Origin of the sequence: Streptococcus oralis (genome assembly GCF_001075675.1) — a bacterium.
GTDB classification, from domain to species: Bacteria; Bacillota; Bacilli; order Lactobacillales; family Streptococcaceae; genus Streptococcus; species Streptococcus oralis_V.
The window spans coordinates 22,554-36,378 of the sequence record NZ_JUNW01000033.1 but is presented as its reverse complement, the minus strand read 5'-3'; the positions used below and the strand labels follow the sequence as shown (position 1 = coordinate 36,378).

Genomic DNA, 13,825 nt, shown 5'->3' with positions numbered 1-13,825 from the left:
GGAGTCTCGTATGTCAAACGTAGATAAAAATGTAGAAAAAAAAGATGTTGCTGTTGTTTCTCAAGATGTTAAACAAGATGTTAAAGGGGAACTCACTTATGAAGATAAAGTAATCCAAAAAATCATTGGTCTTTCACTTGAAAAAGTACCTGGACTTTTGGATGTTGATGGAGGATTCTTCTCTAATCTAACAGAAAAAATTATCAATACAGATAATGTCACTCATGGTGTCAATGTTGAAGTTGGGAAAGAACAAGTCGCAGTTGACTTGAACGTTGTTGTTGAATACCAAAAGAATGTCCCTGCTTTGTACAAAGAAATCAAAGATGTTGTCGTATCACAAGTTACAAAAATGACTGATCTAGAAGTTGTTGAAGTCAATGTGAATGTTGTTGACATCAAAACGAAGGAACAGCATGAAGCAGATTCAGTTAGCCTTCAAGACCGAGTAACTGACGTGGCTTCTTCAACAGGAGAATTTGCTTCAGAACAATTTGAAAAAGTAAAATCTGGTATCGGTTCAGGTGTCGCTACTGTTCAAGAAAAAGTAGGCGAAGGTGTTGAAGCCGTTAAGGGCGAAACAAATGAAAAAGCTCGCGTACACTAATTCATCTGGTCTAAATTAATCAATTTAAAGGAGGCAGAATCATGTCAACAGAAGAAAAACTAAATCAAGCAAAAGGTTCCATTAAAGAAGGTGTCGGCAAAATGATCGGCGATGAAAAAATGGAAAAAGAAGGAACAGCTGAAAAAGTTGTTTCCAAAGTAAAAGAAGTTGCTGAAGATGCTAAAGACGCTGTCGAAGGCGCTATTGAAGGTGTTAAAAACATGCTTCACAAAGATGAAAAATAAGGCTAAAAGTTAGCTGACCTTTTCATCTATAGTAGTCAAAAAGAGGACCGTAAATGTCCTCTTTTTTTGTAGATCGGATTCTAAACACGCTTCCCAATTTTCGTTAAAAGAAATTTTTAATAGGAAAAGCTCTGGTTTCAGGGCTTTTTACTTGTTTAAAATAATAGCTCCCTTTTAAAGAAAGAAAATTGAAAAGCTTGCACACTACTAGACTAGCTTATTTATCCACCACCTGAGCCTCAAATTGGGCTGGTTGGTTGTCTACATTGGTAATGGTGATCGTGTAGGGTTTGTTATTGGTGGCATCAAACACTTTTTCACCTTGGCAACTCACAACAACTCCATCTTTTTCTAAATAAATATCTGCTTGGTTGTTTGGAAGTTCTTCATCCTCCTTGTCGAAACCATGGCTTTTTATAATTTTTTGTCCCTCTACTTCATAGTAAATATCACCATTACTCTCACTCCAAACACTAGAGCCAGTTAATTTAATTTTACTTGAATCATTTTTCTTCAAGATGAAGATTGAATAGTATTCCAAATCTTGTGTTCTGGGATTTACTCTTAAGTTGACGGATTGACCTGGTTGAAGAGTGTATTTGCCATAGTTCAAAACCGAAAGGACAAACCAAACTAGCAGCAAACTATACAAGACTCCTATAATCATTCGTGAGCGCCTGCTCTTAAACAAACGTAAAAGTAACAGTAAAGAGACAATAAAGAGCAATTCTGTAAACATTCTTGTCCCTCCTTTCTTATCATCGTTGACATTCTAAACAAGATCTCGTGTTAGTTTCTCAATAGTGCCATCAACCATATAAAGTCTGATACATCTTAGCTAGAAAAGCTTTCAACTCTTTTTGAACAATCTTTAATAGGCGTTCTTCTTCTGCTTGAGAGATGTTCACATCTTCTTTTTTTTGATTACTAATATGAGAATAGTAACTACGTTTTAGGGTTAATTGATGATCTAAAATATAGTAGGCATCTATTTTTTCCTCATTTACCATTGTTTCAAATAAAACAGAGACTTCATCCCTGCCAGGATTCAACATTTTCAAATCAATGTCTCCTTTTATCCCTATGGAGTCAATTCCTCCATCCAAGCGAATGGCACCGTCGGGAGGAACGACATAGCCTGCTTTACGAATGTCAGACGCATATCTCCCTGAATCCGTTAAATGTTTTAAGACGGCTATAGTGTCCTTTTCTTCAAAGGAGGTCTTTAATTGGAACCGTTCTTGGTGGCTTTGATACTGAGAATAAAGATTGATACCAACAACTAGGGCAAGTACAGAAGCGAGCAAGATTCGTATTTTTCTAGGTCTCGACATGTCTATCTCCTCTATCTAAGAAATCATAGAAGTCTTGTTTCTAACTTTGAAAGATAACTTCCTTTTCCTTGAAAATCCTTGGGACTCTAGCCCCATGTGACTGCTATCTGCCCTTTTTCATGATGTATTTTCGTATAGGTACTTCAACCATTTGAACGATTTCAAATCCTTCTTTTTGGTAAAGCTTGTAAGCTGTTTGATTTGCCTCATAGACATTTAGAGAAATAGTATCTATGTCTTCATTTTCAAAGGCCAAACTAACAAATTTTCTTAAAGCTTGGCTACCTAAGCCTTGCCCCTGCTTCTGAGGGTTGATAAAAAATCTCCCGATATGAAGATTCCTGTCTTCTAGCCTGATTTTCTGGATAAGCCCCACAAACTCTTGTCCATCAAAGATTGAAAAGATTCCTTCCAAATCTTGCAAGACTTGAATTGTTAAGGGAAAAGGAATCATTGTTCCCATCCATTGTTCTTGAAAGGATTTGCCAAGGGAGTTAGACCATTGGCATACGTGCTGAGCATTTTCTGTGCTCACATTTTCTTCAAAACGAATCATCATCTTGACCTCACCATCTTATCAATGTTTCTTTATTATACTACTTCTCTTATTTTTTACGAATAGATAAGTATGATTGATCTTTATTTTTTTCTTATCGGGAGCATTCTCGCTTCTTTCTTGGGTTTGGTCATTGACCGTTTTCCTGAGCAATCCATTATTCAACCAGCTAGTCACTGCGATTCCTGTCAGACTCGCTTGCGTCCCTTAGATTTGATTCCTATCCTCTCGCAGGTGGTTAATCGCTTTCGCTGTCGCTACTGCAAGGCTCGCTATCCTGTTTGGTATTCCCTCTTTGAACTCGGCTTAGGGATTATCTTTCTTGTTTACTCTTGGGGATGGCTTTCCTTGGGTCAAATCATCCTCATCACTGCTGGCTTGACCTTGGGAATCTATGATTTTCGCCATCAGGAATATCCCTTGCTAGTTTGGCTGACTTTCCACCTAATCCTCATGGCCTGCTCTGTCTGGAATCTGGTTATGGTCTTCTTTCTTGTCCTCGGAATCATGGCTCATTTTATCGACATTCGCATGGGCGCAGGGGATTTTCTCTTTCTGGCTTCTTGTGCTCTCGTCTTTAGCGCGACAGAATTACTGATTTTGATCCAGTTCGCTTCTGCGACAGGGATTCTAGCCTTTCTCCTACAAAAGAAAAAGGAAAGACTTCCTTTTGTGCCTTTCCTCTTACTTGCTACTTGTGTGATTATTTTTGGTAAGCTACTGCTTGTTTGATAAAGTCCTCAATCGGCTCTCCTTGGTGGAGAGCTTTTACAATTTTCGAACCGACAATAACACCATCTGATACCGCATTAAAGCGTTCGACATCTGCTTGACTAGATACGCCAAAACCTGTCAAGACTGGGATGTCAGCTACTTGATGCAATTGTGCCAAGTGCTTGTCCAAGTCTGCGCGGTAATTTCCTGATTTCCCTGTCACTCCATTTATGGCAACGGCATAGACAAATCCTTCTGCTCCTTCAATCAACTCTTTTTGGCGCTCAAGTCCTGTTGTCAAACTAACTAGGGGAATCAAGGCAATGTCTGTGTCTGCCAAATAAGGCTCTACAAAGTTGGCATGTTCATGAGGCAGGTCTGGGATAATCAAGCCCTTAACTGCTGTATCTGCCAAATCTTTGACAAATTTCTCAACACCGTACTGAAAGAGGGGGTTGAAGTAGGTCATGATGACCAGCGGAACCTCTGTTTGAATGGTTTTCAAGGTTTCAACCAAAGCTTGTGTCGAAGTCCCGTGTGCTAGACTGCGCAAACCTGCTTCTTCGATAACAGGTCCATCTGCGACAGGGTCTGAAAAGGGAATACCCACTTCAATGGCTGAAACACCCAAATCTTCTAAAAAGTGGATTGTTTCATCGAGACCATCCAAACCTTTCTCATGGTCTCCAGCCATGATATAGGGAACAAAAATTCCTTTTCCTGCTGCTTTGATAGCATTCAATTTTTCTGTTAAAGTCTTAGGCATGGGCTTCTCCCTTCTTTGCTGCATCTGCTTCCAAGCGGTCTTTGACTTGAACTACATCCTTGTCCCCACGACCGGATAGGCAGACAATCATTGACTTGTCTGGACCAAGTTCTTTGGCCAATTTCACTGCGAAAGCAATGGCATGGCTAGATTCCAAGGCTGGAATAATCCCTTCCACGCGAGACAAGAGTTGGAATCCTTCCAAGGCTTCCTCGTCCGTCACAGGAACATAGCTGGCACGTTTGATATCGTGGTAGTGAGAATGTTCTGGGCCAATACCAGGATAGTCCAAACCGGCTGAGATAGAAAAGGCTTCTAAGATTTGTCCATGTGCATCTTGGAGCACATCCATAAGCGAACCGTGGAGAACACCTGGACGACCCTTGATCAAGGTAGCTGCGTGGTGCTCCGTATCCACACCTAGTCCTGCTGCTTCAGCCCCATACATAGCTACAGACTCATCTTCTACAAATGGATGGAAGAGACCGATAGCATTAGAACCACCACCAACACAGGCTACTAGGGCATCTGGCAAATCTTGACCTGTCAAGTCACGGTACTGTTGTTTAGCTTCTCGACCAATCACACTTTGGAAATCACGAACGATTTCTGGGAATGGATGAGGTCCCAAGGCAGAACCAAGGATATAGTGGGTATCGTCGATATTAGCCACCCATGAACGAAGGGCTGCATTGACTGCGTCCTTGAGCACACGCGAACCATCTGTCACTGCCTCAACTTTGGCTCCCAAAAGCTCCATACGGAAGACATTAAGGGCTTGGCGTTTGACATCTTCCTCACCCATGTAAATGGTACATTCCATGTTAAAGAGAGCCGCAGCCGTTGCAGTTGCCACACCGTGCTGACCAGCACCTGTTTCAGCGATAATCTTCTTTTTGCCCATACGTTTAGCCAGAAGAACCTGTCCCAAGGCATTGTTAATCTTGTGGGCCCCTGTATGGTTGAGGTCTTCCCGTTTGAGATAAATCTTGGCTCCGCCAATATGCTGGGTCAAGTTTTTTGCGTAGTAAAGAGGCGTTTCACGTCCTACATACTGGCGCAAAAGTTGGTTTAATTCCTCTTGGAAACTTGGGTCCGCCTGACTTTCACGGTAGGCCTTCTCCAACTCCAAAACTGCTGTCATCAATGTTTCTGGGACGAAACGTCCGCCAAATTTTCCGTAAAATCCATCTTTATTTGGTTCTTGATATGCCATTCTTTGCCCTCTCTATAAATCTTCTAATCTTTTCCTGATCTTTTTGTCCATCTGTCTCCACTCCGCTCGATACATCGACTGCATAGGGAGTAAAGTGTTGAATTGCTTTTGCTACATTATCCTCATTGAGCCCACCTGCGATAAAGAAAGGCTGAGCTAGTTCTGCCGTATCTAGTTGACCCCAGTCAAAGGTCTGACCACTCCCTGCCACAGGGGCATCAAAGAGTAGATAATCCGCCTGAGAATTGGGGACATGACCATTTCCATCCACCTGCACAGCCTGAATACTGGCACAAGATAAATCCTCAAACAAAGCATCCGCCACCTGACCATGAACTTGAACCAAGTCCAAGCCAACCTTTTCAATCGCTTCTAGCAGTTGAGCTCGACTTGGTGAAACAAATACACCAACCTTTTTAAAGTTGACAGGAATGAGCTTTGCCAGCTCAGCAGCCTCTTCCAAGGTCACCTGCCTTTTACTAGGTGCGAAGACAAAACCGATGTAGTCTGCCCCTGCTGATACGGCTGTCTCTACCGCTTCTTTGTTCGACAATCCACAAATCTTAACCTTTGTCAATCTGCAACTCCTTAATTCTCTGGGGCACATCCTCTGCCTGCATGAGAGCTGTTCCCACCAAAATTCCGTTAAAGGATTCTGCTACTCGTTCTGCATCCTGCCCTGTGAAAATGGCAGATTCAGAAATGTAATAACGATCTTCCTTAAAGTGCTGGGCCAAGTCTACACTAGTCTGCAAGTCGACTTCAAAGGTGGTCAAGTTGCGGTTATTAACCCCAATAATCTCAGCACCAAGCCTGTGGGCCACTTCTAGTTCAGCTAGATTGTGAGTCTCCACCAAGACTTCCAAACCAAGCTCTGTCGCGTAGTCATAGAGTTCCTTGAGGCGTTCTTCTGACAAGGCCGCGACGATGAGCAAGATAACTGTCGCCCCTGCATTCCGAGCTCGGATGATTTGCTTTTCATCGATGATAAAGTCCTTGTTGAGCGTTGGAATGTTTACCTGACTGGAGATCTCACGTAAATAATCCAAATGCCCTTTAAAGAAAACTTCATCTGTCAAAACCGAAATCATCACTGCGCCGTTCGCTTCATAAGTCTGGGCCTGTTGCACAATATCCACATCGAGATTGATATCTCCCAAACTAGGGCTAGCCTTCTTGACCTCAGCGATTACCTGCAAACGGTCCCGGTGATTCTTCAAAAATTCTGCCAAGTGATAGGTCTGGCGCAAGGGCTGGACTTCCTCCAGCTCCATTTTCTCGACCTCACGCGCCTTCTGCTCCAAGATTCGTGCTAAAAATTCCTGACTCATTTTTGGTACTCCTGTAACAGTCTGAGTTTTTCAAGGGCCTTGCCACTAGCAATCACTTGACGGGCCAAGGCTACTCCTTCCTTGATACTAGCTACCTTACCATTAGCATAGAAACCAAGACCTGCATTTAAAACTGTCGTTTCCAAGAATGGACTTGGTTCGTTATGAAGAACGCTGAGCAAAATTTCTGCATTTTCCTGAGCATTGCCTCCACGGATATCTTCAATAGCGTAGCGTTCCATCCCCAAATCCTCTGGAGTGAAGCTTGACAAGGTGATTTCGCCATTGTCAAGAAGAGCAATCTTGGTTGTTCCGTTCAAGCCAGCTTCATCCAGCCCTTCTGGTCCAGTAACCACGATGGCACGTTTGCGACCCATGTTTTTCAAAACCTGAGCTGTACTTTCTAGAAGTTCTGGACGACTAATCCCAAGAAGCTGTGTTTCCAAAGCCATTGGGTGAATCAGTGGACCAGTTAAGTTCATAATCGTTGGAATTCCTAGTTCCAAACGTGCTGGCATGATGTATTTCATAGCTGGGTGCATATTTTTAGCAAAGAGAAAGACGATTCCAGTTTTATCGAAAACCTTACCTAGTTCAGCTGGTTTGAGGTCAAGATTGATGCCCAATGCTTGAAGGACGTCTGCAGAACCCGATTTAGAAGAAATCGAACGGTTACCGTGCTTAGCCATATGAATCCCGCCACCAGCCAAGACAAAGGCTGCAGTTGTGGAGATATTAAAGCTGAAAGACTTGTCACCACCTGTACCACAGTTGTCCATAGCATCATGGATTTCAGTTGGAATATGTTGGGCATGGCCTCTCATGACTTGTGCAATGGCTGTGCGTTCTTCAGGTGTTTCCCCCTTCATCTTAAGGGCCAAGAGAAGAGAAGCAATCTGCGCTTCGGTTACACGCCCAGTTACGATACGCTCGATGACATCCGTCATTTCCACACCTGATAAATTTTCAAATTTTGCTAATTTTTCAATAATCTCTTTCATCCTAGTTTCCTCACTTTACAACCTTCTCGATAAAATTCCGAATAGAAGACAAGCCATCTGGCGTTCCGATGCTTTCTGGATGGTACTGGAAGCCATAAATCGGCAGGCTTTTGTGTTGAATTCCCATAATAGCTTGGTCATCAGTCGAACGAGCTGTCACTTCAAAGCCTTCTGGCATTTCTTCAATCAAAATACTGTGGTAACGCATGACTGGACGACCATCCTCAATCCCCTGATACAAAACAGATGGCGCTTCAAAGCTAATATGGCTCTGTTTCCCATGCATGACTTTTGGAGCCAAGCCTAGCTTCCCACCAAAGACTTCTGCGATAGCTTGATGACCCAAACAAATCCCTAGAATCGGCTTCTTACCTGCAAAGTCACGAATCATGTCTTCCATCTTTCCAGCATCAACCGGCCAACCAGGACCGGGAGAAAAGACCAGACCATCTGCTTTTTCAGCTTCTTCATACAGCTTGGGATCATCATTTCTCAAGACCTGCACTTCTGCAAAATTCCCAATGTATTGAGCCAAGTTATAGGTAAAAGAATCATAGTTGTCAATCAATAAAATCATGGTCTTAGTTCTCCAATTCTAGTCATAGATTTAGCCTTGTTAATGGTTTCTTGGTATTCGTTTTGGGCAATAGAGTCATAGACAATCCCTGCCCCAGCCTGCACATAGGCTGTTTGATCTTTGAGAATCATGGTTCGGATAGCAATGGCGAAATCCATATCACCCGTCGCAGACAAGTAGCCGATTGCTCCTGCGTATACGCCTCGTTTTTCCGTCTCCAGTTCATAGATGCGTCTCATGGCCCGAATCTTTGGTGCTCCTGAAACTGTTCCAGCTGGAAGTGTAGCTTTCAAGGCATCCATGGCAGTGAGTTCGGGAATCAAACGCCCTTTCACCACACTGGTCAAATGCATGACATAGCGGAAAAGCTCCACTTCCATATACTTAGTGACTTGGACACTTGCCGTTTCAGAGATGCGGCCAATATCGTTACGCCCCAAGTCTACCAACATCCGATGTTCTGCTGTTTCCTTCTCATCAGAAAGCAGATCAGTTGCCAAAGCTTTGTCCTCTTCATCCGTAGACCCTCTTGGTCGCGTACCGGCAATCGGATTGGTTGTCACAATGCCATTTTTGACAGAAACCAAACTTTCAGGACTAGCACCGATGATTTGATAATCCCCAAAATCATAGAAATAGAGGTAATTAGATGGATTGGTCACGCGGAGATTTCTGTAGAAGTCAAATGGATTTCCAGTAACTTCTGCTGAAAAACGCTGGCTGAGCACGCATTGGAACATATCACCATTACGAATCAAGTCGCGAGCTGTTTCCACCATTTCCTCAAACTTCTGAGGAGCGATATGCGGTTTGAAGTTCAGCGGAGATAGATCCAAATCTTCAAATTCATTTGGAGCAGGAATGCGTAATTCCTCCAGCACTTGCTTCAAGGCTTCTTCCAAATCTTCTTGACTGCGATCACTATAGAGAGCATCCTCGATGACATGGATTTTTTCCTTCTTATGGTCAAAGACCATATAACTCTCATAGACAAAGAAATGTATATCTGGTGTCCCAATGGTATCTTCAGGGATTTGACCAATTTCTTCATAAAGAGAAATCATATCGTAACCGACAAAGCCAATGGCTCCTCCACCAAAAGGGAGATCTGAATGGTGCTGGCTCTTATGAGTCACTTCATAAATGAAATCCAAAGGATCCCGATCAATCACTTGACCATTTTGATAGAGGACTCCATTTTCAAACTGAATCTCAAAAACAGGATTATAGGCTAGGATAGAAAAACGAGCTGTTTCCTTGTCTCTCGGAATACTTTCTAAGATCACCTTGTGTTGTCCCTTTAGGCGCATATAAGCCAAGATTGGTGATAAGACATCTCCATGAATGATTCGTTCCATTGTAATTTCCCTTTCAGTTTCTTATTTTTAATTTTTGGTCTTTTTTCTATTTCCCTTAAATAGTGCGGACGGGAGCAACTTTCTCCGAAATTTCATCCCTAATTTTCGAGACTTAGGTCTCAAAAATTCCGTTCTAGAGAAGCATCTTTGCTTCTCTAGAATACCACTATAGCGGGAAATAGCGGGTCAATGCTCACTTCGTTAGCAAATATTTTATAGAAATCTATCTAGTGATGAAGCATAATTTAAAACTGATAGCCATATCTACGATAAATATATAAAAATCCCCACGCAAAATAACTTGCGTGAGGACGAAATTCGCGGTGCCACCTCAATTATAGGATTTCTCCTATCTCTCATTCCTGTCTCAGAACATTCCTGCAACAGGCTGTGCGATAAAGGGCACTCCCTTGAGAATTATGTTTTCTTCTCTCGTTTCAGATAGACCCAACCTTACAGCTTTCTCTGCTTGTTTCCAGCAACCACAAGCTCTCTGTGAGAGAAAAGACTGTAATTTTTCCATCTTTTATTTTTTAGCTTCTAGGTAGTCTGCAATAGCAGCTACGTCCTTGTCTCCACGACCAGAGACATTGATGATGATAATCTCATCTTTACTTAGTTTCGGTGCACGTTTAACCGCTTCTGCGATGGCGTGCGAACTTTCAATCGCTGGGATAATCCCTTCAGTCTTGCTGAGAAGGAGCAAGGCTTGAACAGCTTCTTCATCTGTCGCTGCTACGTATTCTACGCGGCCAGAATCTTTGAAGTAGGCGTGTTCTGGGCCAACCCCTGGATAGTCCAAACCAGCTGAGATAGAGTAAACTGGTGCCAGCTCTCCGTCTTCCTTAAAGACTGCATAGGTCTTCATACCATCGACAATTCCGACACTACCTTTTGTCATAGTGGCTGCATGCTTGTCTGTGTCAAGTCCGTGACCGGCAGCTTCAACCCCAACCAATTTGACTTCTTCATCAGCCACATACTGCGAAAAAGCACCGATGGCATTTGAACCACCACCTACACAGGCAATGACGTAGTCTGGTAAACGGCCTTCTTTTTCTAAGATTTGACGACGAGATTCCTCACTGATGACCTTTTGGAATTCATGAACAATGGTAGGATAAGGATGAGGGCCTACAGCAGATCCCAAAACGTAGAAGGCTTCAAGGTCATTCATCCATGCTCCAAAGGCTGCATCAACCGCATCCTTGAGAGTTCGCGTTCCCGTTTCAACTGCGTGAACAGTTGCTCCCATCATCTCCATACGGAAAACATTGAGACGTTGACGCTCCACATCCTCTGCCCCCATAAAGACATCACAGGCCATACCAAACTTGGCTGCAGCAGCTGCAGTCGCAACACCGTGCTGACCAGCTCCTGTTTCTGCGATCACTCGTTTTTTGCCCATACGTTTGGCAAGAAGGATTTGTCCTAAAACGTTGTTGAGCTTGTGAGAACCAAGGTGATTAAGGTCTTCGCGCTTGAGATAAATCTTAGCTCCACCTAGGTGGTCTGTCAAACTTTCCGCAAAATAAAGCGGTGTTTCACGACCAGAATAATCCTTCAAGTAATGGCGAAATTCTGCCAAAAACTCTGGATCATCCTTGTATTTGTCAAATGTCATTTCCAACTCATCCAACAAAGCCTGAATCGGCTCCGGTACAAAACTACCACCAAATTGTCCAAAATAACCTTTAGTTGTCATAAAATTTTTCCTCTTTCCATATTAATTCAGCTTTTTGTTTGCTTTTAGTAGTAGGCAAGGAGCTGCAGATAGAACTCAAGTTCATCAAAGCGACTTAACGCCCTAATAAAAGATAAACAAAATGACCGAAAGAAAAAGCCCACACACAGAAAATTATTCCATGTGAGGGCGTTGGTAACGCGGTGCCACCTCAATTATAAAGGGACTATTCCCCTTTACATCTCTGCCTTGTCTAACAACAAGTTGCACTGTAAGGTGTGCGCACCGAATTTTCATTGTTTCAAATTCATTTTTAAAATCAGCCCACTTTCACTACTTCCAACCACCTGTTCACAATCACCACAGGCTCCCTGAAGATCAAAAATAGTTACTTTTCTGATTTGTTGAGAATATTATATGCTATTGTCCGCTTTTTGTCAAGATTTTTTATTATTTTTTTCCAGAACCGAGGATTTCTTCAGAAATTCTCACCAAAGTCTGAACGATGTAATCAACTTCTTCATCGCTTAATTTTGTATGAAGAGGAAGCGTAATTTCATTTTCAAAGAAGGCATAGGCTCTTGGATAATCTGCCATATCGAAACCAAGATTCTTATAGGCTGTCAGGAGAGGAAGCGGTTTATAGTGTACATTACTTGCAATTCCTGCTTTGGCCAATTCTTGGATGATGTGGTTGCGTTCTTCTAAACTTGCTCCTTCTACATGGGTGATGTAGAGGTGGCGTGAAGATTCGACACTATCAGTCTTGTGTGCCAATGGACGGATGCGAGAACCTGCAAAACCACGATCATAGTGGTCCACGATGTCCTTACGACGTTCTAGCAAAGCTGGGTAACGGTCCAATTGTACCAAACCAATCGAAGCCATGATATCGGTCATATTGCACTTGTAGGCTGGTGTGACGATATCGTACTCCCATGAACCCAATTGCATCTTGGCAAGAGCATCCTTTGTTTGACCGTGAAGGGAAAGGATTTGGAACTCCTTGTACATCTCTTCGTCATCAATCGCTGGATTGGCTTTCCAAGTCGCACTTCCTCCCTCAGCCGTTGTAAAGTTCTTAACGGCGTGGAATGAGAAGGAAGTAAAGTCAGCGATAGATCCAGCTGGTTGTCCTTTATAAGTAGATCCCAAAGCATGGGCACTATCTGAGACAATTACGATACGGTTAAAGGCCTTTTGCCACTTGCTAGCAGCTGTAAAGAGGTCACGTTTCTTCTCCACGACTTGGAACAAACGGTCATAGTCGCAAACAATCCCTGCAAGCTCTACTGGAATAATCACCTTAGTTTTCTCAGTAATAGCTTGCTCAAGCAAGTCATAGTCCATTTCAAAAGTATCTGCTTGAATATCCACCATGACAGGTGTCGCTCCTACGTGTGTGATGACACTACATGAAGCTGTATAGGTCATAGCTGGAACGATGACTTCATCACCTGGTCCCACTTCCAAAACACGTAAAATCAACTCAAGGGCAGCAGTCGCAGAGTTGAGGCAGACAGTCTTAGGTGTCTGTGTGTATTGAGACAAGCGACGCTCCAGTTCTTTTGTCTTCGGACCTGTTGTGATCCAACCAGAACGCAGGGTATCTGCTACTTCAGCAATTTCAGCTTCAGTGATATCGGGCGGTGAAAATGGAATATTGTAATTTGGCATTGATTTGCTCCTTTTATCTGTACTCATTTTCTCATGACTACTTTATTTTAGCACTTCAAACACGGTTTGAAACATGATTTTGATGTCTCCAAGGAAACTAAACTCTCGGAGATAGGCGAGGTTATAGCGCATCTTCTCAGGAAGGACGTGCTCTACATAGGCCTGATCAACCGTTAGGCCTTTCTCCGTCATTTGACTGATGATGGTGTCTTCATCCTTGTAGTTGATGCTGGCTGGAGAGGTGATTCCTGCTGGCAAGAGCAAGGTCGCCATCATTTCAGGGCTATACTGCTCGGTGTAACGTGGTACTTCAGGTCGTGTACCGACAAAGGACATCTCGCCTTTAAGGACATTGACTAGCTGAGGCAGTTCATCCAAGCGCACACGACGAATGAAATTCCCAACCTTGGTAATGCGACTATCGTTAGCAGAAGTCACCAGACTTCCTTTTTTATCCGCATCCGTTACCATAGTACGGAACTTCCAAATCTTGAACGGACGGTTGTACTGGGTCACGCGCTCTTGCTTGTAAATGACTGGTCCCTTGCTATCCAACTTGATCCAAATGCTCAAGATAAGAAAGATGGGAGAAGTCAAAACTAGCAAAAACAGGGCCAGAACCCAATCCAGGAAACGCTTGAAAATCAGCGAACCCTTCCTTTTAGAGACAAGCTGGTAATAAGACTCAACCTCGCTTGATTGCATTTCCACGGGCAAGTCTTCCCATTTCAGCATGCTGTTTCTCCTTTGTTTTTATTA

Annotated in this window: 16 protein-coding genes and 2 other annotated features; of the genes, 3 read left to right on the top strand and 13 right to left on the bottom strand. The window is 43.0% G+C overall.

What is annotated here, in order from left to right; genetic code table 11:
* Positions 1 to 10 precede the first annotated feature (10 nt).
* A complete protein-coding gene (locus tag ADM50_RS04330) occupies positions 11 to 607 on the top strand; it encodes an Asp23/Gls24 family envelope stress response protein (RefSeq protein ID WP_049484660.1) in 597 nt (198 codons plus the stop codon).
* 41 nt (positions 608 to 648) lie between these two features.
* Positions 649 to 852, top strand: a complete 204-nt coding sequence (locus tag ADM50_RS04325; protein WP_000102421.1) for a CsbD family protein — start codon at positions 649 to 651, stop codon at positions 850 to 852.
* Between the two features lie 217 nt (positions 853 to 1,069).
* Here the strand turns inward: ADM50_RS04325 and ADM50_RS04320 are convergent, their stop codons facing one another.
* The 3 genes from ADM50_RS04320 to ADM50_RS04310 all read right to left on the bottom strand — a co-directional run bounded on the left by ADM50_RS04320 (position 1,070) and on the right by ADM50_RS04310 (position 2,745).
* Entirely contained in the window at positions 1,070 to 1,591 is a 522-nt protein-coding gene (locus ADM50_RS04320) for a hypothetical protein (protein WP_049484659.1), read from the bottom strand.
* A gap of 70 nt (positions 1,592 to 1,661) precedes the next feature.
* Positions 1,662 to 2,186 carry a hypothetical protein gene (locus tag ADM50_RS04315; RefSeq protein WP_049484658.1) on the bottom strand — a complete coding sequence of 175 codons (525 nt, stop codon included), beginning with the start codon at positions 2,184 to 2,186 and terminating at the stop codon, positions 1,662 to 1,664.
* A gap of 103 nt (positions 2,187 to 2,289) precedes the next feature.
* Complete coding sequence (locus ADM50_RS04310; protein ID WP_049484657.1) at positions 2,290 to 2,745, bottom strand: GNAT family N-acetyltransferase; 456 nt, start codon at positions 2,743 to 2,745, stop codon at positions 2,290 to 2,292.
* Between the two features lie 69 nt (positions 2,746 to 2,814).
* Here ADM50_RS04310 and ADM50_RS04305 point away from each other — a divergent pair, with 69 nt between their 5' ends.
* Complete coding sequence (locus ADM50_RS04305; protein WP_049484656.1) at positions 2,815 to 3,474, top strand: prepilin peptidase; 660 nt, start codon at positions 2,815 to 2,817, stop codon at positions 3,472 to 3,474.
* Here ADM50_RS04305 and trpA read toward each other — a convergent pair.
* The 10 genes from trpA to ADM50_RS04250 all read right to left on the bottom strand — a co-directional run bounded on the left by trpA (position 3,446) and on the right by ADM50_RS04250 (position 13,801).
* Positions 3,446 to 4,222, bottom strand: coding sequence for a tryptophan synthase subunit alpha (gene trpA, locus ADM50_RS04300; RefSeq protein WP_049484655.1), 777 nt, complete (start codon positions 4,220 to 4,222; stop codon positions 3,446 to 3,448). The genes ADM50_RS04305 and trpA overlap by 29 nt on opposite strands.
* A complete protein-coding gene (gene trpB, locus ADM50_RS04295) occupies positions 4,215 to 5,438 on the bottom strand; it encodes a tryptophan synthase subunit beta (protein WP_000331263.1) in 1,224 nt (407 codons plus the stop codon). The genes trpA and trpB (ADM50_RS04295) overlap by 8 nt, the downstream gene beginning before the upstream one ends.
* Positions 5,416 to 6,015 carry a phosphoribosylanthranilate isomerase gene (locus ADM50_RS04290; RefSeq protein ID WP_049484654.1) on the bottom strand — a complete coding sequence of 200 codons (600 nt, stop codon included), beginning with the start codon at positions 6,013 to 6,015 and terminating at the stop codon, positions 5,416 to 5,418. Before ADM50_RS04290 ends, trpB (ADM50_RS04295) begins: the two co-directional genes overlap by 23 nt.
* Complete coding sequence (gene trpC / locus ADM50_RS04285; RefSeq protein ID WP_049484653.1) at positions 6,002 to 6,769, bottom strand: indole-3-glycerol phosphate synthase TrpC; 768 nt, start codon at positions 6,767 to 6,769, stop codon at positions 6,002 to 6,004. Before trpC ends, ADM50_RS04290 begins: the two co-directional genes overlap by 14 nt.
* The gene (trpD, locus tag ADM50_RS04280; RefSeq protein ID WP_049484652.1) at positions 6,766 to 7,770 is read right to left on the bottom strand and encodes an anthranilate phosphoribosyltransferase; all 1,005 of its coding nucleotides are present in this window, start codon (positions 7,768 to 7,770) and stop codon (positions 6,766 to 6,768) included. Before trpD ends, trpC begins: the two co-directional genes overlap by 4 nt.
* Positions 7,771 to 7,780: 10 nt before the next feature.
* Positions 7,781 to 8,347 carry an aminodeoxychorismate/anthranilate synthase component II gene (locus ADM50_RS04275; RefSeq protein ID WP_000601900.1) on the bottom strand — a complete coding sequence of 189 codons (567 nt, stop codon included), beginning with the start codon at positions 8,345 to 8,347 and terminating at the stop codon, positions 7,781 to 7,783.
* Positions 8,344 to 9,705, bottom strand: a complete 1,362-nt coding sequence (trpE, locus tag ADM50_RS04270) for an anthranilate synthase component I (protein WP_049484651.1) — start codon at positions 9,703 to 9,705, stop codon at positions 8,344 to 8,346. The genes ADM50_RS04275 and trpE overlap by 4 nt, the downstream gene beginning before the upstream one ends.
* Before the next feature lie 304 nt (positions 9,706 to 10,009).
* Positions 10,010 to 10,235: a binding site (T-box leader), on the bottom strand.
* Positions 10,232 to 11,410: a tryptophan synthase subunit beta gene (trpB, locus tag ADM50_RS04260; RefSeq protein WP_049484649.1), complete on the bottom strand. Its 1,179-nt coding sequence runs from the start codon at positions 11,408 to 11,410 to the stop codon at positions 10,232 to 10,234. (Overlaps the previous feature by 4 nt.)
* A gap of 161 nt (positions 11,411 to 11,571) precedes the next feature.
* Positions 11,572 to 11,797: a binding site (T-box leader), on the bottom strand.
* A gap of 42 nt (positions 11,798 to 11,839) precedes the next feature.
* Complete coding sequence (locus tag ADM50_RS04255; RefSeq protein ID WP_049484648.1) at positions 11,840 to 13,066, bottom strand: DegT/DnrJ/EryC1/StrS family aminotransferase; 1,227 nt, start codon at positions 13,064 to 13,066, stop codon at positions 11,840 to 11,842.
* A 42-nt stretch (positions 13,067 to 13,108) separates the two neighbouring features.
* The gene (locus ADM50_RS04250) at positions 13,109 to 13,801 is read right to left on the bottom strand and encodes a sugar transferase (RefSeq protein WP_049484647.1); all 693 of its coding nucleotides are present in this window, start codon (positions 13,799 to 13,801) and stop codon (positions 13,109 to 13,111) included.
* Between the last annotated feature and the right edge of the window lie 24 nt (positions 13,802 to 13,825).